Raw genomic sequence first — 24,462 nt, forward strand, 5'->3', positions numbered from 1 at the left:
GCCTTTGCCGATCACCCATGCGACAATGCGCGAACGAGAAAGGAATCCCATGGAATCAACTGATGTACTGGTAATTGGATCTGGCATTGCGGGCCTTTGCGCCGCTATAGAAGCAGCACGCGCGGGCGCGACCGTTGCCATCGCAAGCGCCGGCAAGACCATGAGCGGATCGAGCTTTTTCCCGGGCACCTGGGGCCTCGGCCTTATTGGCCCCGTCGACGAAGACGACGAACAGGAACTCATCGACACCATCCAGACCGTCGGCGGCGGCGTTGCCGACCCCGAACTCGTCCAGACGTTCGTCCACGGCATTCCCCAGGCGATTGACTGGCTCGAACAGGATCTGGGCGTAGAACTCCAGCGCCCGCAAAGCGCCGAGAGCGCCCAGCAAAAGCAGTTTATCCCCTGCTTTGACCATAAGACACGCAATTGGCGCGGCCTCACCCGCAAGCCCCTCGAAGACGCGTGTACGGCCCAGATAGAGTTGCTCGGCATTCGCCTACTCCCCCGCCACGAGCTCATCGACCTTGTTGAAGACACATCCGGGAAGATTGTCGGCGCCATGCTCTTCAACCAAACGGACGAGCGCATTGTGACCTTTGCAGCAAAGGCCACTATCATCGCTGCGGGCGGCACGGGTGGCCTGTTCGAGCGCAGCCTCACTTCGGCAGACGTGCTCAGCTCCTCGCAGGCCATCGCACAGGCGCACGGCGCAACGCTCACTAATATAGAGTTCATGCAAATGATGCCGGGCTTCATCGAGCCCAAGCGCAATCTTGTCTTTAACGAGAAGACCTGGCGCTACGTCAAGTTCGACCAGCCGGTCGATATCGTCGACGACAAGCTGGACGATCTGCTTGAGCAACGCTCCGGATATGGCCCCTTCACATCATGCCTGGCTTCTCGCGCCATCGATCTTGCCATCGACCAGGCGGGCACCGAGGGCCTGGCGCTGCACTACGACTTCCCCCGCGAGGATGTTCCCGAGTTTGTGCAGACCTTTGCCACCTGGCTGAAAGACGAGCACGGTATCGCGCCGAGCGACGAGATGCGCGTGGCGATGTATGCCCACGCCGCTAATGGCGGCATCAAGATCGATAAGACCGCCCACACGGGCGTTGAGGGCCTCTACGCCTGTGGCGAGGCAACAGGCGGCATGCACGGCGCCGACCGCATCGGAGGCTTGTCAAGCGCCAATGGCATCGTATTCGGACGCATTGCGGGCGTATCAGCGGCTCGAGCAGCACTGGGCGCTCCCGAGGCTGGCACACCGGTGGATACCGCCCTCCCCCAGCATGGAATTGCTACAGCAGACGCTGAGCGCCTGACCCGCAGCCTCAGACACACAATGAGCACCTACTGCATGATCAACAGGACCGAGACGGGCCTATCCAAGGCACTACACGAGCTTGAGGGCTTGAAGACGGAGGCAACGACCTTGAGCACGCAGAAAGCCCAGGACAGCGAAGTCGCAGCCCTCGCCCGCCTGCAATCGCAGATTCAGCTGGCAACGGAGATGGTCAAAGCCATGCGCAAGCGGACTGAAAGCCTAGGTTCGCACTATCGAGCCGACTAATTCGATTCTCACTTAGAGTTTGATCACAATTTCTCAACATGCATCGAGCCCCGTAAGTATGATTCCCCCAAGGAAAACACGCTTACGGGGCTTGAGCCGTGTTTTCCCTAAGGGAATCGCGGTGCAGTTTCCTCAGCTCCGCGCCCTGACGGGTTCGACCCCATGCGAGGTAAATAAAAAAGCGACCAGCCGAAGCCAGTCGCTTTTACACTCTTTGGGTGGGCCGTCAGGGGGTCGAACCCTGGACCTTGGGATTAAGAGTCCCCTGCTCTACCAACTGAGCTAACGACCCAAAGCTAAAGTCCGTTGTGGCGGACTTTAGAGGAGATATCGTGTGGTGGGCCGTCAGGGGGTCGAACCCTGGACCTTGGGATTAAGAGTCCCCTGCTCTACCAACTGAGCTAACGACCCGATATCAACACGAAGCAAGAATTGGGGTGGGTAAAGGGACTCGAACCCTCGACCTACGGGACCACAACCCGTCGCTCTAGCCAACTGAGCTACACCCACCGTGTCCTGTGCGCTTCGCGCTCGACTATTATTGCAAGGAACGCCATGCGATGCAAGCCCCAATTTTCAAGAATTTTGAAAAGAGTTTTTTGGATCCATTTCGGTCAAATCCTACCGGTTCCATAGGAGTAAACTTGCCCCACTGCAAATCCTCGAAAGGACCGTCATGAAAGAACTCTCCAACCGCACGGCAAGATTTACCGATTCGGTCATCCGCCGCATGACACGCATCTCCAATAAGTACGACGCCGTCAATCTCTCGCAGGGCTTCCCTGACTTCGATCCCCCGGCGCAGTTGCTCAACAGCCTGTGCGCCATCGCCAGCGACCCCAAGCCGCTCTATCACCAGTACTCCATCACCTGGGGCTCCCAGGCCATGCGCGAGGCGCTCGCCGCCAAGCAGGAGCACTTTATGGGCATGCCGGTCGACCCCAACCAGAACGTCGTGGTCACCTGCGGTTCCACCGAGGCCATGATGGCCGCCATGATGACGGTCACGAACCCCGGCGACAAAGTCGTCATCTTCTCGCCGTTCTACGAGAACTACGGCGCCGACACCATCCTTTCGGGTGCCGAGCCCATCTACGTGCCGCTCAACCCGCCCACATTCGACTTTGACCGCGAGACGCTCGAGGCAGCCTTCCGTGACAACGACCCCAAAGCCATCGTCCTGTGCAACCCTTCCAACCCCTGCGGCAAGGTCTTTACGCGCGAGGAGCTCACCTTTATCGCCGACCTCTGCAAAAAGTACGACGCATACTGCATTACCGACGAGGTATACGAGCACATCGTCTACGCGCCCCACGAGCACGTCTATATGGCCACGCTGCCCGGCATGTTCGATCGAACCATCAGCTGCAGTTCGCTGTCTAAGACGTACTCCATCACCGGCTGGCGTCTGGGCTACACCATCGCCCCGGCTCAGATCACCGAGCGCATTAAAAAGGTCCACGACTTCCTCACCGTGGGTGCTGCCGCTCCCCTGCAGGAAGCTGTCGTCACCGCCCTCAAATTCGACGACAGCTATTACCAGGAGGTCCTCAATCTCTATACCGCCAAACGAGACCTGTTCTGCCAGGGACTCGACAGCATCGGTCTTGAGCATAACGTGCCGCAGGGCGCCTACTACGTCATGATGGACATCTCTGAGTTTGGCTATGACAGCGACCTCGAATTCTGCGAGGATCTCGCGTCTAAGGTGGGCGTGGGCGCCGTGCCCGGCTCGAGCTTCTTCCGCGAGCCCGTCAACCATCTGATTCGTTTCCACTTTGCCAAGCGAGACGAGACGCTCAACGCAGCGCTGGAGAACCTCAAGTCGTTACGTGATAAAATCAAGCCGCGCGGGTAAGGACGGCCCAGCAACTAAAGCAACCAAAGAAGCCTCGCACCGCCCGCCGCGTTGCGAGGCTTCTTTTTATAGCGCTTTCTTAAATGGTTTAGAGCCCTATACTTTAGGCACGGAGCAACTCGTCCCAGAGAGAGGAATACTATGGCAGAACAGCAGCTTATCGGAGCGCTCGAGGCCGGCGGCACCAAGATGGTCTGCGCCACGGGCTATGCAGACGGTACGGTCCTGGAGCGCGAGCAGATCGCGACCACGACCCCGCAGGAGACCGTTGAGGCCGTCAATGCATGGTTTGCCGACAAGGGCATCGCCGCGCTGGGCATCGGCGCCTTTGGCCCCACCGCGGTCAACCCCGCCTCGCCCCAATACGGCAAGATCCTGGAGACGCCCAAAACGGCATGGCGCTACTTCGACCTGCTGGGCACCATCCAAAACGAGCTCAATATTCCCTGCGGCTACGACACCGATGTCAACGTTGCCTGCCTGGGCGAGGTCACCTTTGGTTGCGCCCAGGGCCTCACAGACGTGGTCTACCTGACCATCGGCACCGGTGTGGGCGCCGGCGTGCTCTCGGGCGGTAAGCTCGTACACGGCATGATGCATCCCGAGGCCGGCCACATCCTGGTCACGCGCGACCCGCGCGACACCATCGGCGAGCATAGCGCTTGCCCCTTCCACGACAACTGCCTCGAGGGCCTCATCGCCGGCCCCGGCGTTAAAAAGCGCTGGGATGGCAAGAGCGCCGGAGACATGGCCGATGACCCGGAGGCCATGGACCTGCTCGCAGGCTATCTGGCACAGGCGCTCATGACCTACACGCTGTGCTACGCGCCGCAAAAGATCATCATCGGCGGCGGCGTGGCCGACCACACCCCCATCGTGCCGCTCGCACGCAAAAAGTGCGCCGAGATACTCAACGGCTATATCGTCACGCCCGAGGTCAACGACATTGATACCTACATTGTCAATAACAGCCTCGAGGGCAAGCAGGGCATCATGGGTTGTCTCGCCCTGGGCGCACAGGCGCTCCAGTAAAGGACACCTCAACGGGGCGCGGCGTAGCCAAACTCGCAAAACGCCCGGACAACGCCGTCACGCCCCGCAGAGGCCCTCAAACGCATAAGGCCGCCTAGGACCAAGCAAAACGTCCTAGGCGGCCTTTTTGGTGTACATCAGCGAACGTAAGAGATATCGGAGCACGACGCCTGTCGTCGCCCCGCAGCAGTCAATCATCACATCGGTAATCATGCCGGCGCGACCGGGCACAAAAAGCTGGATCGTCTCGTCGATAGAGGGGACGAGCAGCAAGAACACCGCCGTGGGCAGCAACACATCAAACGTGCGCCGGCCTTCGAGGTCAAAGGCGTGCGTCGCCAAAATGCCAAGCACCATGTACTCGGTAAAATGAGCACACTTGCGTACGACGAAGTTGGTCACCCAATCGAATGGAAGCCCCAGGGCCTGCAAAAAGCCGCGAATGGATTCCATGATCGACAGGCTCAACGAACCAGAGCCTGTACCGGGAACCAGCGAATTGCCCCAAATGAAGAGTACCATGGCGCAGGCGACAAGAGCCCATTTTCGATCGACCTTAACCATGCGGCAATTATGCCTCCGCACGCAGCGGCGTAAAGCTGGCGGTACCGCCCTCGATAACGCTCAGATAGGCACGGCCCGTGCGCTTGACGGCCGCAGACTGCAGACGGTTGATCTCTTCCTCGAGAATCTGATTGACGCGCTCATGACGACGGTTTTCCATAACGCCGGCAGCGATAGCCTCGGCGCGCTCGATACCCTCGCGCGAGATACGCGCGGTATCCTCGGGAAGCACAGAGCTGTGGCGGCCGACATAGACGGGAGCAACCGAGACGGGTGAGGCTGCAGGCGTGGGCACCGCCACGGGGGCGGGCTCAGCGACCTCGGCCATGATCGCCATAGCAGCGGCCCACATGTCCTCGTGGCCCGAATAATCGGCCATGGGGATATCTTCCTCAAGAGAGGCATCGGGGAGACTGTCGGTGTCCACGCGATCCTGTGCATCGATAGAGGCAGTGATGGCGGCGGGTTCGTCCAGATCGGCGAGATCCACACCCTTGGCATCGGAAATGATGGGCATGCTGGCGAGCTTGGCGTTGTACGGCGCCGCCTCCGCGGCCTGCATTTGGGCCGAAGCGCCCCAAAGCGAGCTTTCGGCAGCACGGCGAGCGGCGACGGTCTCCTCATCGACAGCCAGGGGCTCGTCGGCAAAGGGATCGGAGACAGGAGCCGGCTGAGCTGTGCTCTGCTGGCCGGCCGAAGCAGCAGCCGCGGCAGAGGTGTACGCAGCCGACGACGCGCCGTTATAGGCGGCATTGTTGGCGGCATTGGCTACAAGCGCCACGAAAGCTGCGGTGCTGCCCGCAGGGGCGGCGTGAGAGCCCGAGACGGCGCGTGCGGCAGCGGCAATGTCATCGCGATTGTAAGAACCGGTCTTTCCACCGTTGGTGAGCTCGTCGATTGCGACCTGGTAGACATCGCGCGAACGCGCAGGATCGCAGCTGACCGGGGAATCGTCATCGAGCATGCTGTCGATCATAGACCAGGCGTCGGCCTCATCCATGGCGTTAGCCGCGCGCGCGATGGTGGGAACGCCATCGTCGGCGTGGCGGCGCTGGAACGCACCGGTCAGGCCGGAGAGAAATGCGGGAGAAGGCTGTGCGGCATTGGCTTGATCGGCCGGGACCGCAGGCTGAGATGCCGCCCCCTGCTGCTGCGCGGGAATCGAAGCGGTCTTGAACTCGCTGTGGGTCCGGCCAAACTGAGCGGCACCGCCCACAGCATCGGGCTCGAACAGGCGGCCATCGTGCTCGGCACGATACTCGGAGATGCCCAGCGAGACTGCATAGATGCCCACGCCCGCCACCGCACCAACGGCAAAGGGAACCGCGCCCGCGACAACCGTCTCATTAACCGACGAGAACGGCAACGTCGCAGCATACATCACCACGGGGGCGGCAAGGCCGATCCCGCAGGAAAGTCCGGCAAGGACTGCTCGTTGTGTTGCATCAGAAGAAGCCATGAGCTCTCCCCATCTTCCAGCACCCAAATCGCATCATTTAGTTGGCTGCGCGAGAGAAGATGAAGCGGGACATGCGTCCCAAAGCAACGGTATATGGTTCGTTTCATCTGCGTTTTCCGTCGCGAAGCTTAAAAGTTATTATGCGAAACCGACCCTCCGATTGCAAGCGATGAGGCCGGATTGTGACCCGAAATCCGCTGCTTGTCGGTCATAAGGTCAAAAATTGTTGCCGAGTGGCGCCATAAAGAAAGGGCCGGGGCATAAACCCCGGCCCGATTGCCCGTTCTTATGGCGATATAGCGTGCGGCTTATGGTCTAAAACGTCTGCTCGTAGTCGCTGTGTTTTTTGGCCGAACGCACCAGGAACTCCTGGTTGGTGTTGGTGCCCTTAAGACCCTTGATAAACGACGCCGCCGCGCGCTCGGTGTTGTTCATGCCGGCGAGGATGCGACGCAGGCCAAAGACAAACGGGCGCATCTGCTCGTCGACCAGCAGGTCCTCGTTGCGTGTACCGGAGGCAACGGGGTCAATGGCCGGGAAGATGCGGCGATCGGCAAGATCGCGGTCGAGCTTGAGTTCCATGTTGCCGGTGCCCTTGAACTCCTCAAAGATGACCTCGTCCATCTTTGAGCCGGTGTCGATGAGGGCGGAGGCGAGGATGGTGAGCGAGCCACCGTTCTCGATATTGCGGGCTGCACCCAGGAAACGCTTGGGCGGGTAGAGGGCTGCCGAATCGACGCCGCCCGAGAGGATACGGCCCGAGGCAGGTGCCGCCAGGTTGTAGGCACGGGCAAGACGCGTGATGGAGTCGAGCACCACCACGACATCGCCACCCAGCTCCACAATGCGCTTGGCGCGCTCGATAACGAGCTCGGCCACGCGGGTGTGGTTGTCGGCGGGCATATCGAAGGTCGAGGCAACGACCTCGCCCTTGATGGAGCGCTGCATATCGGTGACCTCTTCGGGGCGCTCGTCGACGAGCAGGCAGATGAGGTGCACCTCGGGGTTGTTGATCGAGATGGACTGGCAGATCTTCTTAAGGATCGTTGTCTTGCCGGCCTTGGGCGGCGACACGATCAGGCCACGCTGGCCCTTGCCGATCGGCGACACGATATCGATGGCGCGACCGGTAATGGAATCCTTGCCGTGCTCCATACGCAGCGGCTCGTTAGGATAGACCGGGGTAAGGTCGCCGAACTTGGGGCGGTTGCGGATCTGCTCGGGATCCATGCCGTTAACGGTCGTGATCTTGGCGAGGCCGGCGCGCTTGTCGCCGCCGCGCGAGGGGCGCAGCGAGCCCTCGATGACATCGCCCGTGCGCAGACGCGCGGAGCGGATGAGGTAAGCGGGGACGAAGGCGTCCTCGTTGGACTTCATGTAACCGTGGGCGTGAATGATACCGGAGCTGTCCGGGCGAATCTGCAAGATGCCCTTAATATCGCGGAAGCCCTCGGCCTTCGCGGCAGTCGTGTAGATCTCCTCGACGAGCTCGGCCTTCTTCTTGCCGGTCGTCTCGATCTCGAACTCTTTTGCCTTCTCGCGCAGCTCGGCGACCTTCATGGCCGCAAGCTCCTCGCGCGAAAGCGTGGGCTCGGTGGGGGCGGCGTTACGCTCCTTGTTGCGCTGTTTGCGGTCGCGCTGACGGCCGCGGCGATCGTTGTTGCGATCGTCCTTGCGGTCGTTGCGCTCGTCGTTGCGCTTGTGCTGACGGCGGTTGGGGCGAGCGCCCTCTTCGGTCTCGACGCCTTCGGCAGCCGTGGCAGCAGCATCGGTACCGGACGGAGCCTCGCCCTCTGCCTTGGTGTCGGTGTTGGCATGGTTGCTGGGTTCGGCGTCGCCCTGCTGCTCGGCAACCTTGGCCTTTGCAGACTTCCTGCGCGTACGCCTGGACTTATCAGTCGGCGGCTGATCGGAGTTCTCGGCCTCGGAAGCGGCATCGGCGGTTGCCTCGGAGGACTTGTCGTCGACGGGCTTGGCGTCGGCCTTGGCCTTGGACTTCGTCGAACGCTTTGCCGCGGTGCGACGGCTACGGCCGGGGCGGACATCGGCGGGCTCGGCATCGACAGATGCGGGAGCCTCGGTGGACGGAGCGTCCTGGACCGACGCGTCGGCCGTGGCCGCGGGCTCGGCCGTCACCGCTGCGCTCCGAGCAGCAGCTGCTGCGGCAGCGGCTTTCTCGGCCTCAACAAACGCCTTGGGCTTGCGGCCGCGACGATGCGGACGCAGAGCCGGGTCAACGGCGGGAACCTCGTTGGCCTCAGCGGGCACGACGGGCTCAGCGGAGGGAGCATCCTCCCCTGCCGCGGAACGAGCCGGAGCTTCAGCGACCTCAGGAGTCGGCTGCTCAGCGGGCTGCTGCGTCTTGGCTGCCGCACGGCGACGCGTGCGCGGCGCCGGCTTCTCGGCCATCTGCTCGGCAGCAGGAGCCTCATTGGCCGCCGGAGCCTCGAGTACGCCCGGCACGGCAAGCTCGGTCAGCGCCGCGGCCTCGCGCTCTGCAGCGCGACGGCGGGCGCGCACTACCTGGGCCTCGCTGATCTGTGCCAGCGCACGGGCCTGCGCGACCTCATCGGAAATGGGGGCCGACGCATCGGCGGCAGCGGGCCGCTTCGCGCGCGTGGTGCGCGTCGTGCGACGCTTAGGCTTTGCGGCCTCCTCGCCGTCCACAGCAGGCTTGGCCACACGACGCGTGCGCTTGGGCTTGGCGGGTGCAGCCTCCTCGCTAGCAACGGGCATGGCAGGCGCGGCGGCCTTAGGCGCCTCAGGAGCCGAGACCTGCGCCGGCGCGGGCACCACGGCCTGGTCCGACGTAACCGGTGCAGCGGGAGCCGTTTGCGTCGTCGTTATTTCGTTTTCTTGTTGTTGATCAGACACAGTGTTTGCTCAACTTTCTTTTCAAGCCCTGCGATCACATGCTCCCTGCATATACCTTCAGGGCGGCTAAACAGTCTAGCTCCGTCCAAAAAGCGACGGGCACCATTGATCTGTATCGAGATGATTGCGTCAAATACGCAGCGTAAGTGTAACACAACCGCTGCCACCTGCAACTTAGTCATCGGAGACGTTCATAAACGACTAGTCAAAAGGGACACTCTTGCCCTAAGGCGCCTTCAAATGATGCGACTAGGGAGCAAATCCATGGCGTCGGGATTCGCCGCGCCACGAAACGCGCCTATCTACTACGCTTGCCCCCGGACCCCTAACCATACCATTGTTTTTTCAGAAACAGCGAGTCCGCTACCTGCGGTTTTAATATTGCGATTTTCGGCGTGGTTCGGGGTACGCACTTAAACGTAGTAGATGCCCCCGATTCTTGGCAGAGGGTGTTCCGCCGTTTCTCCACGAGACAAAAATGACCCATTTTCCTCCGTCCCCAAGGGGTCATTTTCAAAACTATGACGGTTTACGGGGCCAGAATGATACAAGCCAACCATACCCTGCATTTTCAAGAAACAATGAGCCATCTACCTTCGGTTTTAATTTCGCTATTGGCGCCATGGTCGCCAGTTGGTGATTCAGCCCCGTAAACCGGTATAGTTGCGATTTGGTAGCATTTCCCAACACACCAAAAAGCACCGCCAAACGCAAGAAGCCCGACATCCGCATGGGAGATCGGGCTTTCAAGGCTCAGTTAAACCAAGCCCGCGCAGTCAAACGGCCAGCGCTTACATCTGCTCGGGAGCAGTCACGCCAACAAGGGTGAGCACCAGGGCGAGCGTCACGCGGACAGCGTCGCAGGCGGCCAGACGGGCGCGCGAGAGCTCGGGGTCGACGGGACGGCCCTCGCTCGGCAGAACCTGGCAGGCGGCGTAGAAGCTGTGGAAGTCGCCGGCGAGCTCCTCGGCAAAGTGAGTCAGGCGGAACGGGGCACGATCGCGAGCGCAGCTGGCGATGAGGTCGGTGAGCTCGTTGAGCTTACGCGAAAGGGCGAGCTCGGTCGGGTCGGTCAGCAGAGAGTAATCGACGTTCTCACCGATGGCCTTGGCGGCGACGGCCTTCATGCCCATCTCAGCGGCCTGCTCGGCAGTAACGTCTGCGGCACGACGCAGGATGGAGCACACGCGAGCGTGAGCGTACTGCACGTAGTACACCGGGTTGGAGTTGTCGCGCTTCTTGACGGCCTCGATATCGAAGTCGACCATCTGGTTGGAGCTCTTGGAGATGAGCGTGTAGCGAGCGGCGTCGGAGCCGACCTCGTCGACGAGCTCCTGCAGGGTCACCATGGTGCCCTTGCGCTTGGACATACGGACGGGCTTGCCGTTGCGCAGCAGATTGACGAGCTGGCCCAGCAGAACCTCAAACTTGCCGGGATAGCCAAGAGCGTCGCAGACACAGCGGACGCGCTCGATGTAGCCGTGGTGGTCGGCGCCCCAGATGTCGATGACGTGGTCGACGCGCTGGAACTTATCCCAGTGATAGGCAACGTCGGAGGCGAAGTAGGTGTACTCGCCATCGGACTTGATCAGGACGCGGTCCTTGTCGTCGCCCAGGTCGGTGGAGCGGAACCACAGGGCACCGTCCTTGGTGTAGAGGTAGCCCATCTTGTCGAGCTTCTCAAAAGCGCGGTCGACGGCGGAGGTGCCGGCGGTCTCGCCCTCGGTGTCCTTCACGTACAGAGAGCGCTCGGAGAACCAACGATCGAAGTCGCAGTTAACGGCGTGGCAAAGGTCGCGCATGTTGTCGACCATCTTTACATAGCCGCGCTCGCGGAAGCTCTCCATGCGCTCCTGCGGATCGGCGTCGACCCACTTATCGCCGTCGGTGCGCCAGAACTCGGCAGCCTCGTCGATGATGTAGTCGCCGCCGTAGGAGTCCTTGCCCAGAGTCTCGGCAAAGTTGTCCTGATACGGATGGGTCTCGGGATGCTCGTCGTTCTCGTCGGCAACAAAGGCGTCGCGGTCGGCAATCAGCAGCTTGTGAGCCTCGTCGATATCCACGCCCTGCTTGGCGATGATGTCGGCAAGCTGCATATAGCGCGTGCTGATGGAATTGCCGAAGGTGTTCATCTGAGAGCCGTGGTCGTTGATGTAGAACTCACGCTGGATGACGTAACCGGCGTGATCCATAACACGGCAAAGGGAGTCGCCCAGAGCGGCCCAGCGGCCATGACCGATGTGCATGGGGCCGACGGGGTTGGCGGAGACGAACTCGACCTGGGTCTTCAGGCCGCCACCGACGTTGGACTTAGCGAAGTCCATACCCTTCTCGCGGGCCTCGCCAAAGATGGCGTTCTTGACGGCAACGGAGAGGTAGAAGTTGATGAAGCCAGGGCCGGCGATCTCGACCTTCTCGATCGCGGGATCCTCGGGCATATGGGCGACGACGGCCTCGGCGATCTTGCGCGGGGCGCAGTGAGCCAGCTTGGCGGACTTCAAGGCCATGGTGGAGGTCCACTCGCCATGAGAAGTGTCAGCCGGTCGCTCGATAGCGCAATCGTCAAGTTCAAATGCGGAAAGGTCGCCGGCCTCCTGGGCCGCAGCAAGCGCAGCGCGTACCAGCTCTTCAATCTTCTCGGGCATAGATCCTCCTTGTGTTAAAGCCCCCGAGCTCTTGGTCACTCGTAGGGCAAAAGCCAGAGTTTGTAGCACTCTATCACAAGCTGTAACTACTGTCGCAGGGTAAAGCTAATAGATATTGCATATGCACAAAAATGACTACCGCTCTTGCGCAGCTGTACAAAGTTGGCGGTTTGCCTGCAGTTTATACACGTTCTAGAAATGCATAAACGTATGAATAAGCCGTTCTATATATCGAATACTCTAACCTATCAGAGTTGTGTGCTTTTCCTGCATAAAGTAATGGTTTGCGCACGTCAGCGTGGTATTCTTAACATACGCAAATTCGTATAAGTTGGAGGTAGCATGTTCTCAATCGGTCAACACGTCATTCATCCGGGTCAGGGAGTCTGCACCGTCGTCGGCTTTAGGGACGACACGCCGCAGCCCATGTTGCTGCTCGAGACCAAGCAGGGACATGCGCAGACAATTCTCATGTACCCCGTGGCGCAGGCCGACCGTCTGCATGCCGCCATCTCTCAGCAAGATGCCGAGCACCTGCTGAGCCACTACGACGAGCTGGAGTGCGACACCTTTACCGAGCGCAATAGCTCGCTCGAGGAGACGCACTTTAAGCAGCAGCTCAAGTTGGGCGCGCCCGAGACGGTTCGCGTGGCAAAAACCATGATGCACCGTATTCGCCAGGCCGAAGAAGCAGATAAAAAGCCCAGCTCCTACTACATGCGTGTGCTCAAGGAGGCCAAGCGCCGCTCCATCGAGGAGTTCGCCGTGGCCCTGGGCGTCACCGAAGAGGCCGCCGAAGCCCGCCTAGCCCAAGCCGCCCTCAACTAACCTGCCCACGCCAAAACCACCACAAAGGGGACAGGCACCTTTGTGGTGGTTTTTTCGTTCTAGTCGTTCTAGTAGTATTCATTCTTAGCAATACCTACGAGCACAAGGAGTCTTTATGGCAGAACTGCTTTCCGCCGGAATCACCCGCGATCGCGCGTTCGAACTGCTCAACGAGCACAACAAGGACCCGTTCCATATCACCCACGGCGAGACTGTCGAGGGAACCATGCGCTACTTTGCGCGCGAGTTCGACCCCGAGAACGAGGAGTTTTGGGGTATCGTCGGCCTGCTGCACGACCTGGATTGGGAGGAGCATGAGGACGACCCCATGAACCACACCATCTATGCTGCCGAGATTCTGGAGGGCGAGGGCGCATCGCCCGAGCTCATTCGCGCTATTCAGACGCACACGTCCGATTTCAACACCTCGCTGCCCAAGCCCGAGCTGCAGATGGAAAAAATCCTGTTTGCCTGCGACGAGCTCACCGGCCTGATCGGTGCTGCCGTGATCATGCGTCCGAGCAAGAGCGTCATGGACTTTACGACTAAGTCGCTCAAGAAGAAGTTCAAGGACAAGCGCTTTGCCGCCGGCTGCTCGCGCGACGTAATTTCGCAGGGCGCCGAGATGCTGGGCTGGGAGCTCCCCGAGCTTTTTGACCGCACCATCGCGGCCATGCAGTCCTTCGCCCCCGATCGCGATACCTTCCAGGCCTAACATTAAAACCACCACAAAGGGGACAGGCACCTTTGTGGTGGTTTTTCGTTTACGAGAGGTTTAGGGGCGAACCTGGCCGGTACCGCGGAGCTTGTATTTGTAGGTGGTGAGGGCCTCGGCGGCAAAGGGGCCGCGGGCGTGGAGCTTTTGGGTCGAGATGCCGATCTCGGCGCCCAGGCCAAACTCGCCGCCGTCAGTGAAGCGCGTGCTGGCGTTGGCGTACACGGCCGAGGCATCGACCGCATCCAGGAAGCGCTCGCAGACGTCCGCGTCCTCGGCGATGATGGCCTCGGAATGCATGGTGCCGTAGCGGTTGATGTGCGCGATGGCCTCGTCCTCGTTCGCCACGACCTTCACGCTCATCTCGAGCGCCAGATACTCACGGCCCCAGTCCTCCTCGGTTGCGGCAACAAAGTCATCGCCCTCGGCAAGACCGGCATCGGCGCATGCGGTGCACGCAGCCTCGTCACCGTGAATCAGCACACCGTGGTCGTGCAACACAGCCACGGCCGCAGGCAAAAACGCGTCTGCCACGGCGCGGTCGACCAGCAGCGACTCGGCGGCATTGCACACGCCCACGCGCTGGGTCTTGGCATTGACGATAATGTTAAGTGCCTTGTCAAAGTCGGCGGATTCATGCACGTAAATGTGGCAGTTACCCGTGCCCGTCTCGATCACCGGCACGAGCGACTCGCGCACGCAGCGCTGGATCAGGCCCGCGCCGCCGCGCGGAATGAGCACATCGACAATGCCGCGAAGCTTCATGAGCTCGCCGGTTGCCTCGCGGTCGGTAGACTCGATCATCGAGACGGCCTCGCGCGGGAAGCCCTGCGCCTCGAGGGCATCGGCCAACAACTCGGCAATCATGGCGCACGAGTGATAGGCCAGCGAACCGCCGCGCAGAATGCAGGCGTTGCCGGTGCGGATGCAGATGCCCGCGGCATCGGCCGTCACGTTGGGACGTGCCTCATACACCATGGCGACCAGGCCCAGCGGCACGCTCACGCGGGTCAGGTCCACACCACTTGCAAGCACGCGGTGGTCGAGCACGCGGCCGACGGGATCGGGCAGTTCGGCGAGCTTCTCCAAGCCGGCGGCCATGCCCTCGACGCGCTCGGGCGTCATAAGCAGGCGGTCGAGCAGGCCGGCCGAGGTGCCTGCATCACGCGCAGCGGACATATCGAGCTCGTTGGCGGCAACGATGGAATCGACGCCGTCGCGCAGCGCCGCGGCCATGGCACGCACGGCCTCCTGGCGCTGGGCATCGCTCGCCGTGGCAAGCGCGCCCGAAGCGGCCTTGGCCTTAACGGCAAGATCGTAAACGTACGTGGCTATATCGACCGACATGGACGGCCCTTTCTCTTAGATGTTTGCCAACCATGGTAGCCGATTTGCACGCATCCTCGCCGACGGCGGTAGAATTGGTCAACCCGAAACACCGCAACGAACGGAAGTACCGCATGGCCCTCATCACTTCGTATCACGTCCCCGGCCTCTATGTCGAGGACCACAGCATCGACGTCCCCCTCGACTGGCGCGGCCTGGAGCCCATGCTTTTGGCCGTCGGCAGCACCATGCGCCGCGGCGCCACGCCAGCACCCATCGCCGGCGCACCCGAGAGCATCAAGCTTTTCTACCGCGTGGTCTGTGCCCCCGACCGCATCAACGACGATCTGCCGCTCCTCCTCTTTTTGCAGGGCGGCCCCGGCGGCGAAAGCCCGCGTCCACTGTCGCCCACAAGCGATGGCTGGATCGAGGAGGCCGTCAAGCATTTCCGCGTCGTGCTGCCCGACCAGCGCGGCACCGGGCGCAGCAGCTGTGTTGACGGGCGCACGATTACCGCCTTGGGCGATCGCGCCGAGGCAGCAGGAGCCGATGCGGCCCGCTCGCAGGCGGATTTCCTTAAGCGCCACCTCGCCAGCTCCATCGTGCGCGATTTTGAGTACCTGCGCCTTGTGGGCTTTGGCGGCAAGCCCTGGGCCACACTCGGGCAGAGCTACGGCGGCTTTTTGACGTTGAGCTATCTATCGCTTTTCCCCGAGGGCGTAACGGCAAGCTTTACCTGCGGCGGCATTCCGCACGTGCCAGCGAGCGCCAGCGAGGTCTACGCGCACACCTTCCCGCGCATGGCGGCCAAGACCCAGCAGTATTACGACCGCTACCCCGCCGACGTTGAGCGCGTGGCGGCGCTGGCCGATGCGATCGAGGAGCAAAAGCCCGCGTTGCCCGACGGCTCGCCGATGACGGTGGAACGCCTGCAGCTCATGGGCAGCGACTTTGGCATGAAGCCGAGCTTTGAGCGCATGCACTGGATCATCGACCATGCGTTTGTTGATGGCGACGGCACGCTGAGCTGCGGTTCCTCGGTATCAGACAGCTTTTTGATGCGCGCCTTCGAGCGCACCAACACGCGTACAAACCCGCTGTACTGGACGCTGCAGGAGTTCATCTACGCCGACGGCGACACCATGCCCATTCGCTGGGCCGCGGCAGAAGAGAAGGCACACCGCGCCGAGTTCGACACGCTCGCGCGCCCGCTCATGTTTACCGGCGAGGCCATGTTCCCGTGGATGTTTGAGCAGATGCCCGAGCTCAAGCCGTTCAAACCCGCCATGGATCTGCTGATGGAAGACACCAGCTGGGACAAGATCTACGACCCGCAGCGCTTGGCCTGCAACGAGGTGCCACTCCAGGCCGCCGTGTACTTCGATGACATGTACGTGGATTCGGGTCTGCAGCTCGACACGCTCAGTCGCGTGGGCAACTCGCATGCCTGGGTGACGAACGAGTTTGAACACGATGGCCTGCACGGCAGCGTGGTGTTCAAGTACCTCTTCGACGAAGCCCTCAACCGCGGAGACCTGCGCCGGATCTTCTAGCAAAGGAGCGTCCCCACCTGCCGGCACAAAAGGAACGTCCTCAAGTGCCAGGTTAATGAAGTCATTGCAGAAAGAGGACGGAAAGCAAAAACGCCCCTAAGCGAGTGGCTTTGTATCGTAGGTCGAACAAAAGAAGCGAGCGCCGCCCAGAGCGAACAAGTTGGCATGAAAAAGGCGAGGCATAGACCTGATGGTCATGCCTCGCCTTTTGAATGACAAATTGTCGCTCTGGGCGGCGCGCAGCGTCGACCCGTTAGGCGAAGACAATCAAGTTATCTCGATGGATCGCGGGCTTTTCGGCCAGGTCTGCCAGCAGGCGGTTGCCGGCGATCTGGTCCTGGCGGCGTCCTGCTGCAAGCTCCAGCACGTCCGAATCGGCTTCGGCGATACCGCGGGCGACAACCATGCCGCTCGGGTCGCACACGTCGAGCACATCGCCCTCGGCAAACTGGCCATCGACCTCGCGAATACCCACCGCAAGCAAGGAAGAACCACGGCTGACCAGCGCCTTCGCGGCGCCGTCATCGACCGTCACCGAGCCATGCGCCTTGTCGCCCAGTGCGATCCACAGCTTGCGGGGCGCAATGTCCAGACGCTCCGCCGGCGGATCGAACAGCGTACCCACGCTCTCTCCGCGGGCGAGGCGCACGAGCGCATCGGGCTCCTCGCCCGAGCAGATCACGCTCTGAATGCCCGCCGTCATCAGAATGCGGCTCGCGCGAATCTTGGTAATCATGCCGCCCGTGCCCACCGATGTGGAAGAATCACCCGCCGAGGCGATAATCTTGGCATCAATCTTATGCACGACCGGAACGAACTCGGCCGTGGGGTCCTCGTGCGGATTGGCGGTATAGAGGCCATCGATGTCCGAGAGCGTCACGCACAGATCGGCAGAAACCAAGCAGCTCACAAGCGCCGCCAGCGTGTCGTTGTCGCCGAACTTGATCTCGTCGACGGTAACGGTATCGTTCTCGTTGACGACCGGCACCACTCCCAGCTCCACGAGGCGCAGCAGGGCGTCGCGCGCATGCAGGTAGGACGTGCGGCGGGCCGTGTCGTGGCGCGTGAGCAGCACGAGCGAGGTGAGCAGGTCGCGCGCATGGAACTCCTCGTCGTAGGCCGACGAGATGATGCACTGACCGGCCGAGGCGCAGGCCTGCAGGCTCGGCAGGTCGCCGACCGGCTTGCGGTCGAAGCCCAGCACGGGATAGCCACAGGCGATAGCGCCCGAGCTCACCACGACCAGACGCCAGCCGAGCTTGCGCAGCGCTGCGGCCTGATCGGCAAGCCCGCCGATAAAGGCGCGGTTGACCTTGCCGTCGGCGCCCACCACCGTGGACGAACCGATCTTTACCACCATCGTTTTATAAGAAGTCGTCATACGTCAAACCAATCGAGTGTTGAGCGGGCGAGCGAGAAAATGATCCGTTTTCCTCCGTCCCCAAGGGATCATTTCATTAGTGAGCCCAGGGAAAGGCGGAAGCCGCGGCCATGTTCTTGCGCACGAGCTCGTCGCGCACCTGTGCCAGGCCCTGCTCCATGCCCACCACATAGGTCTGCGGGTACAGGAAGCGCTTGTAAACCGGATCCAGATGATCGAGTGCCCAAGCACAGCGCTCACGCGCGTCCTCGATGCTCTCACGCGGAGCCACCGCACTGCCATCGCGCACGATCGGCACCAGCAGGTCGCGATACTCGAGCTCGGACACATCGGTCACCAGGGCGGCATCGTTCACGGCCACGAGGGTATTGCCGCGCGCGGCGCCCTCCCCCGCTAGATGATCCTCGTCATAGATCATGTCGCAAATCGGGCCGCCAAAGCCGTCGTAATAGCGGCGCACGCGCTGCACGCCCGGGATCGTGCGCTTGTAAGGCTGCTCGGAGAGCTTGACCACCGGCGTCCACGGGTCCGCCTCGCTCGCACGGCGGGCGGAAAGCTTGTACACGCCGCCCAACGCCGGCTGGTCATAGCAGGTCGCGAGCTTGGTACCCACGCCAAAGCTATCGATGGGCGCACCCTGGTCGATCAGTGACTGAATCGTGTACTCGTCCAAATCGTTGGAAACCGAGATCCCCACATAGGGCAGGCCCTCGGCATCAAAACGGCCGCGGACATACTTGGACAGCTTGGCGAGGTCACCCGAGTCGATGCGAATGGCCGACAGGCGCTCACCCGCCGCCTCCATCTCCTTGGCAACCGTAATGGCATGCTCGCAGCCCTCACGCACATCGTAGGTGTCGATGAGCAACGTGCAGTTCTTGGGGCTCGACTTGGAAAAGGCACGGAAGGCCTCGAGCTCGGAGTCGAAGCTCATCACCCAGCTGTGCGCATGCGTGCCAAAGACGGGAATACCGTAGCGGCGACCGGCGAGCACATTGGACGTAGAGGAACAGCCGGCAACGTAGCTCGCGCGCGCGACGGCCAGGCCGCCATCGGGGCCCTGGGCGCGGCGCAAGCCAAACTCGGCAACGGGACGGCCGTCCGCTGCCAGCACCACGCGCGCCGTCTTGGTGGCGACAAGTGTCTGGAAGCCGACGATGTTAAGCAGCGCCGTCTCGAGCAGCTGGCACTCCAGCGCGGGGCCGGTGACGCGCACCATGGGCTCGCGCGGAAAGACGAGCTCGCCCTCGGGGACGGCGTCGATATTTACATGCGCACGAAAATCGCGCAGGTAGTCGAGGAATCCAGGCTTGAACATCGCGCCGCCGGCCGGGGCCTGGAGCGAGGCGAGGTAGTCGATATCCTCGGGCGTAAAGCGCAGGTTCTCGACCAGCTCGGGCAGCTCGGCGGTACCGCACATGACGGCGTAGGCGCTACCAAAGGGATGGTCGCGGTAAAACGCGGTAAAACAACCCTGCTCATTGGCCTTGCCGCTCTCCCACAGGCCTTGGGCCATAGTGAGCTCGTACAGATCGGTGAGCATTGCAATGTCGGTGGGATGCGAGATGTCGGTCAAAGCCATGGGGCGACCTTTCGGATGCGTTGTGCAGAAGTTGAGGGTTGGACGAGAGCGGAGCATGCGGACATGACGCCCGATGCAAATCGGTTAGAGCAGGCCCATGCTGGTCATGATCGTGTAGCCCATAAAGACGACAAATGCGACCAAGGCGAGCACGATGATGATTTTTTGAGCCGGAGCCATGCCGGGGATCTCATTCTCGCCCGTGGGCTCCTTGGAGGTGACCATGCGCTGGGCAAAGGTCATCTCGTCACGGCTCGGCGTGGGCTCGGCAGGCTTGGGGCGGGCGGCCTTTTTAGGCTGAGGTTTGGCCGCGGCAGGCGCAGGCTTCGCGGCGGCGGGCTTGGGCGCAGGCTTCGCGGCGGCGGGCTTGGGCGCAGGCTTGGGCGCGGGCTTGGGCGCGGGCGCGGCGTTCGCGGCGGCCTCCTCGGCCTTCGCGCGCTCGGCACGCAGGGCAGCCAGCTCCTCACGCTCGCGACGGGCCTCTTCCTGAGCCTCGCGGCGGACCTTCTCGGCGCGGAGCTCTTCCAACTCGGCGCGCTCCTCGTCGGACAATGGTTGGGACTCAAGCTCGGCCATAGTACAGCCCTTTCTTTTTAAAAAAAGCCGCCGACACAATGTCAGCGGCTTATCAAATCCAAGGGTGGAGACGAAGGGAGTCGAACCCTCGGCCTCTGCCATGCGACGGCAGCGCTCTCCCAACTGAGCTACGTCCCCAGGACAAGTTGATATTTTACCTACGGCTCGCCAACTGTCAACGCCCAATACCCAGTCTTTTTGGGACGGAGCCGTTTTGACCACCTTCCGAGCAAGCATTCCACTCGATGATCTTCTAATCCCCGTCCCAGGAAATCATCCGCGTGCGTACTACTTTGCGCTGGTGAGGACGCCGGTGGTATCGAAGGCCGGGGTGAAGCTCTCGTCTACCGCGCCGCCCTCTTGCCAAAACATCGTCGTAAAGCCCAGGTCATCGGCATGGTCGAGTACCTGCTCGTACTCCTCGCGCGTCACGGCACGCGCCAGGTCGCCGCCCTGCTCGCGCATGAGCGCATTGGGCGTGTACTGGTTCATGACCGAGATCGGCACATCGCCCACCGTCCGCCACACCAGGTCCAGCACGCGGCATGAATCGTCTGCATGCCCCGGCAGCACCAGATGGCGCACAATCATGCCGCGCTTCATGAGCCCGTCCTCGTCCACCAGCTCTCCCCCGCGGCGCTCGATCTCGCGCGCCATCTGAGCCAGGCCTGACACGGCCACACGTGGGTAGTCCTTTATATGAGAGAGCGACTGCGCAAGCGCCGCATCGGCATATTTAAAGTCGGTGAGCCACACATCAACCAGGTCACCCAAGGCAGCCACGGCGCTCGCGCGCTCATAACCGCTCGTGTTGTAGACGATTGGGATGACCAGCCCGCGTGCCCGTGCCGCGGCAATCGCAGCCGGCAGCAGGTGCGCGTAGTGCGTCGCCGTCACCAGGTTAATATTGTTAGCGCCCTGGTCCTGCAGCTCCAACATAATCTCGACCAAGCGCTCGGGCGAAATCTCAAGCCCAAAATTGCCCGTCGAAATCTCGTGATTCTGGCAATAGACGCATTTGAGCGAGCAGCCGCTAAAGAAGATCGTGCCCGAACCAGCCTCGCCCGAGATAGGCGGCTCCTCCCACATGTGAAGCGCCGCGCGGGCCACCTTGAGCGTGTCGTTGGCACCGCATACGCCGTGCGCGCCCTCTTCACGCGCCGCACCGCAACGGCGCGGACACAAATGGCAGGCGGGCGAAAAAAGTTCGGTCAACGACGTCGGCATAAAAACATGCTCCAAAAGAACGATTCAGCAGCTCAAACGCAAGGGGACCAACCGCACAGACAGCTCGAGCCCAAGGCGCCGTAATCGTCCGACACGATTTTTGTAATGTCAAGACTGGAATCGATAAAGTGCCGCTTTATGATGTAGGTATTCCGCCCCCCGCGGAGCAACTGGGTGAACCGTCGCGTTTATTTAGGGAGCCCACACAGTCGTACCTAGTACAGGTATCCTTCGTTGTTAAGGACGCTGGAACAGTCGATGAGGGCACCCACCTGTTTTAGGTGGGTTCATTTTCGTAACGTGGGGGGTGGTTTTCTTTTGCCGAAAATCGCCATTGCAAATCCCGCCAAGATCCCCAAAAGGCACCAGGCAGAGCCCCGCTATCACTCGAATATCTGGTAAGCGCGTGATTATCGCCCCGTGCAATTCCTCACACCCTCCTTGGTCGAGTATCATGGGTCAGCTATACCCTTTGCGGCGTGGCATCCTTTGACCTTTTCCTTCGACGCTTGGCGGTTTATCGATTCATGGCTTCCTCCACGAGCTTCATACCGTACCTATGCGTGGCGGTCATGGCTTTTATCACGACCTTCCTTACGGTGCCCCTGGTCAAGCGCCTGGCAATCAAGCTCGACGCCGTCGACTATCCTTCCAAGCGCCGCATCAACACTAAACCCATCCCGCGCATGGGCGGCACGGCGGTCTTTTTGGGCCTCGTCGTCGCCTGCATTGTGCAGATCCTAGGCACCTGGTACCTGGGCTGGCCACCCGTTTTGGTGCCTCATCCCCTCTTGCACATCAGCTACCCCATACTTGCGCTTTCTTTTACCGTCATCTTTGCGACCGGCGCGATCGACGACGTCTACCAGCTCAAGCCTAAGCAAAAGCTGGCCGGTCAGGTCCTCGCCGCGTTCATCGCCTGCGTTGGCGGCCTGCGCATCGGCGTTATCGTCAACCCGTTTGCCCCCGGCGAGATCATGCTCGGCTGGCTCGCCTACCCCATCACCGTGATCTACCTGGTGGCGTTCACCAACATCATCAACCTTATCGACGGCCTCGATGGTCTGGCCACGGGTATCTGCGGCATCGCGTCGTTCACCATGTTTTCGGTCGCCGTGCTCTCGGGCCGCATCGACGCCGCCGCGCTCTCCATCGCGCTCTTTGGCTCGTGCCTCGCCTTCTTGCGCTATAACTTCAACCCCGCGAGTATCTTCTTGGGCGACTCAGGGTCGTTGCTTCTGGGCTTTGCGCTGGGTTCCATCTCGCTGCTCAACGTGAGCCGCACCGCCGCGCTCACCTCGCTCATCATCCCGCTCATCGTGGCCGGGGTGCCCATCATCGACACATTTAGTGCCATCGTTCGCCGCAAGCGCGCCCACATTAGCATTGGGCAGGCCGACAAGGGCCACATCCACCACCGCCTCATTCAAGAGGGCTACAACCAAAAGCAGGCCGTACTGCTCATCTATGCCTGGTGCATTATGCTTTCGGCCGGCGCCGCCGCCATCAACCAGGTCGAGGTCCCCATACGCGTGCTCATCTTTACCGTGCTCGCCATCGGCTCGGCGGCCTTCGCCAAGCACCTGCACCTGTTTGAGCCCGTGCTGCGCCACCATTACAACAAGCGCACGCACGAAGACGAGTTGGTAACCCCCGACGACCCTGCTTTTAAGCAGGAGGAGCAGGCAGCTGAGGATCGTAAGGAAGAGCGCCACCACAAGCTCTAGGATAAGCTGCCGAGGATGCGCTCAGGCGCCGCCGGCCAAGCGCGGCCGGTCCGCACCCAGTGCGCAAGCTACCCCTCTCCCGCCCCTCGCCTACTTACGCCCCGCCCCTTCAATAAACGCGTTATCATCTTGACCCATGAACATACGTTAGGAGCAATCATGCCAAACGAGAACAGCTACGAAGTCGCGCTGCAAAAGAGCAACGCCATTCGCGAGGGTCTGGCCAAGACGCCCGAGAAGTTCACCATGCTTACCGGCGACCGCCCCACCGGCCGCCTGCACCTGGGCCACTACTTTGGCACCCTCAAGGGCCGCGTGGAGCTGCAGAACATGGGCGCCAAGACCAACGTGCTCATCGCCGACTACCAGGTCATCACCGATCGCGACACCACCGAGCACATCCAGGACAACGTGTACAACATGGTCATGGACTACCTTGCCTGCGGCATCAACCCCGACAAGACCATGATCTACGCGCACTCCGCCGTGCCCGCCGCCAACCAGCTCATGCTGCCGTTCCTGTCGCTGGTCTCCGAGGCCGAGCTGGCGCGCAATCCCACGGTTAAGACCGAGATGGAGGCGTCGGGCCACGAACTCACCGGTCTTTTGCTAACCTACCCGGTGCACCAGGCCTGCGACATCCTGTTCTGCAAGGGCAATGTGGTGCCCGTCGGCCGCGACCAGCTGCCGCACATCGAGCTCACCCGCACCATCGCACGCCGCTTTAACAACCGCTACGGCAAGGTGTTCCCCGAGGTCGACGCGCTGCTGTCCGAGACCCCGCTGTTGCCCGGCTTGGACGGTCGCAAGATGAGCAAGAGCTACGGCAACGCCATCAACATCTCGATGACCGCCGAGGAGACGGCCAAGCGCATCAAGAAGAGCCAGACCGATTCCGAGCGCATGATCACGTTTGATCCCGAGAACCGTCCCGGCGTGTCCGGCCTGCTTTCGACGGCCGCCATCTGCACCGGCCGTTCCGAGGTCGAGATTGCCGAGGAGATTGGCATGGGCGGCTCCGGCCAGCTCAAGAAGTACGTGACCGAGGCCGTCAACGAGTACTTCGCACCGATCCGCGAGCGTCGCCAGCGCTACGAGAACGATCTGGACTATGTGAAGGACGTGCTGCACGAGGGCAACCGTCGCGCCAACGAGATCGCCGAGCAGACCTTGGCCGAGGTTCGGGACGCCATGGGCATGGTGTACTAAACCGATTAGCTGACTTGAGCTTTCGATTGCTTTAGGGCGGGCGCTGCAGCGTCCGCCTTTTTTGGTGCCCGACCGATTCGGCTCCACCCATTGCACTCCCCCGACAAACGGGAACGGGCCCGCCGGCAGTCAGTTGCCAGCGGGCCCGTTCCCGAAGTACACCGTTGAATCGCACAGAGGGGAGGAATGCGAATCAAACTCAACAGGGCAGGCTTTTTCATCGCCTATTGCCTGCTCCGTTGCTGAATACAATATAGTTCACCGTGGTTTACTTTCTAACGGCAACGTACGCCGCCACACCTTCTCCATAAGTTAGTCCCGGTAAACCTA

17 protein-coding genes and 4 tRNA genes are annotated in these 24,462 nt (G+C 61.5%); 8 read left to right on the forward strand and 13 right to left on the reverse strand.

The genetic code is table 11. From position 1 onward, the window contains the following. Positions 1–49 precede the first annotated feature (49 nt). Positions 50–1,576 (forward strand): FAD-binding protein, encoded by a 1,527-nt coding sequence (locus V2391_RS08305; RefSeq protein WP_329738948.1) that lies wholly within the window; start codon positions 50–52, stop codon positions 1,574–1,576. 219 nt (positions 1,577–1,795) lie between these two features. Here the strand turns inward: V2391_RS08305 and V2391_RS08310 are convergent. The 3 genes from V2391_RS08310 to V2391_RS08320 form a co-directional block, all read right to left on the reverse strand. Then, positions 1,796–1,868, reverse strand: a tRNA-Lys gene (locus tag V2391_RS08310). Positions 1,869–1,911: 43 nt separating this feature from the next. Continuing rightward, positions 1,912–1,987, reverse strand: a tRNA-Lys gene (locus V2391_RS08315). Positions 1,988–2,009: 22 nt separating this feature from the next. Then, positions 2,010–2,086 (reverse strand) — tRNA-His (locus V2391_RS08320). 166 nt (positions 2,087–2,252) lie between these two features. On the opposite strand from V2391_RS08320, the gene V2391_RS08325 reads away from it, so the two are divergent. Continuing rightward, positions 2,253–3,434, forward strand: coding sequence for a pyridoxal phosphate-dependent aminotransferase (locus V2391_RS08325; protein ID WP_329738949.1), 1,182 nt, complete (start codon positions 2,253–2,255; stop codon positions 3,432–3,434). Positions 3,435–3,575: 141 nt separating this feature from the next. Next, positions 3,576–4,466 (forward strand): ROK family protein, encoded by an 891-nt coding sequence (locus V2391_RS08330; protein ID WP_329738950.1) that lies wholly within the window; start codon positions 3,576–3,578, stop codon positions 4,464–4,466. A 114-nt stretch (positions 4,467–4,580) separates the two neighbouring features. Here the strand turns inward: V2391_RS08330 and V2391_RS08335 are convergent, their stop codons facing one another. From V2391_RS08335 to argS, 4 genes are all read right to left on the reverse strand, one after another. Continuing rightward, the gene (locus tag V2391_RS08335; RefSeq protein ID WP_329738951.1) at positions 4,581–5,030 is read right to left on the reverse strand and encodes a VanZ family protein; all 450 of its coding nucleotides are present in this window, start codon (positions 5,028–5,030) and stop codon (positions 4,581–4,583) included. 7 nt (positions 5,031–5,037) lie between these two features. Then, complete coding sequence (locus V2391_RS08340; protein WP_329738952.1) at positions 5,038–6,489, reverse strand: hypothetical protein; 1,452 nt, start codon at positions 6,487–6,489, stop codon at positions 5,038–5,040. Positions 6,490–6,804: 315 nt separating this feature from the next. Then, positions 6,805–9,363, reverse strand: a complete 2,559-nt coding sequence (gene rho, locus V2391_RS08345; protein ID WP_329738953.1) for a transcription termination factor Rho — start codon at positions 9,361–9,363, stop codon at positions 6,805–6,807. A gap of 791 nt (positions 9,364–10,154) precedes the next feature. Next, positions 10,155–12,008 (reverse strand): arginine--tRNA ligase, encoded by a 1,854-nt coding sequence (argS, locus tag V2391_RS08350; protein ID WP_329738954.1) that lies wholly within the window; start codon positions 12,006–12,008, stop codon positions 10,155–10,157. A gap of 342 nt (positions 12,009–12,350) precedes the next feature. Here argS and V2391_RS08355 point away from each other — a divergent pair, with 342 nt between their 5' ends. Both V2391_RS08355 and V2391_RS08360 read left to right on the forward strand, forming a co-directional pair. After that, on the forward strand, positions 12,351–12,836 hold the full coding sequence (locus tag V2391_RS08355; RefSeq protein ID WP_006235480.1) for a CarD family transcriptional regulator: 486 nt from the start codon (positions 12,351–12,353) through the stop codon (positions 12,834–12,836). 115 nt (positions 12,837–12,951) lie between these two features. Then, on the forward strand, positions 12,952–13,551 hold the full coding sequence (locus V2391_RS08360) for an HD domain-containing protein (protein ID WP_329738955.1): 600 nt from the start codon (positions 12,952–12,954) through the stop codon (positions 13,549–13,551). A gap of 60 nt (positions 13,552–13,611) precedes the next feature. Here the strand turns inward: V2391_RS08360 and V2391_RS08365 are convergent, their stop codons facing one another. After that, positions 13,612–14,898 carry a glutamate-5-semialdehyde dehydrogenase gene (locus tag V2391_RS08365; protein WP_329738956.1) on the reverse strand — a complete coding sequence of 429 codons (1,287 nt, stop codon included), beginning with the start codon at positions 14,896–14,898 and terminating at the stop codon, positions 13,612–13,614. A 113-nt stretch (positions 14,899–15,011) separates the two neighbouring features. On the opposite strand from V2391_RS08365, the gene V2391_RS08370 reads away from it, so the two are divergent. Next, positions 15,012–16,430 carry an alpha/beta fold hydrolase gene (locus tag V2391_RS08370; protein WP_329738957.1) on the forward strand — a complete coding sequence of 473 codons (1,419 nt, stop codon included), beginning with the start codon at positions 15,012–15,014 and terminating at the stop codon, positions 16,428–16,430. A gap of 253 nt (positions 16,431–16,683) precedes the next feature. Here the strand turns inward: V2391_RS08370 and proB are convergent, their stop codons facing one another. From proB to V2391_RS08395, 5 genes are all read right to left on the reverse strand, one after another. Beyond that, positions 16,684–17,811, reverse strand: coding sequence for a glutamate 5-kinase (gene proB, locus V2391_RS08375; RefSeq protein WP_117641007.1), 1,128 nt, complete (start codon positions 17,809–17,811; stop codon positions 16,684–16,686). Positions 17,812–17,887: 76 nt separating this feature from the next. Beyond that, positions 17,888–19,393 (reverse strand): nicotinate phosphoribosyltransferase, encoded by a 1,506-nt coding sequence (locus V2391_RS08380; RefSeq protein WP_329738958.1) that lies wholly within the window; start codon positions 19,391–19,393, stop codon positions 17,888–17,890. Between the two features lie 84 nt (positions 19,394–19,477). Continuing rightward, positions 19,478–19,969, reverse strand: coding sequence for a hypothetical protein (locus V2391_RS08385; protein WP_329738959.1), 492 nt, complete (start codon positions 19,967–19,969; stop codon positions 19,478–19,480). Between the two features lie 65 nt (positions 19,970–20,034). Beyond that, a tRNA-Ala gene (locus V2391_RS08390) sits at positions 20,035–20,107 on the reverse strand. Between the two features lie 150 nt (positions 20,108–20,257). Further along, entirely contained in the window at positions 20,258–21,196 is a 939-nt protein-coding gene (locus tag V2391_RS08395) for a radical SAM protein (protein ID WP_329738960.1), read from the reverse strand. A gap of 527 nt (positions 21,197–21,723) precedes the next feature. Between V2391_RS08395 and V2391_RS08400 the strand changes: the two genes are divergently transcribed. Then, positions 21,724–22,923, forward strand: coding sequence for a glycosyltransferase family 4 protein (locus V2391_RS08400; protein ID WP_442878003.1), 1,200 nt, complete (start codon positions 21,724–21,726; stop codon positions 22,921–22,923). 159 nt (positions 22,924–23,082) lie between these two features. After that, positions 23,083–24,132, forward strand: a complete 1,050-nt coding sequence (trpS, locus tag V2391_RS08405) for a tryptophan--tRNA ligase (protein WP_329738962.1) — start codon at positions 23,083–23,085, stop codon at positions 24,130–24,132. Positions 24,133–24,462: the final 330 nt, after the last annotated feature.

The sequence above is a fragment of the Collinsella sp. CM84Y_54 genome, assembly GCF_036317945.1.
Lineage (GTDB): Bacteria > Actinomycetota > Coriobacteriia > Coriobacteriales > Coriobacteriaceae > Collinsella.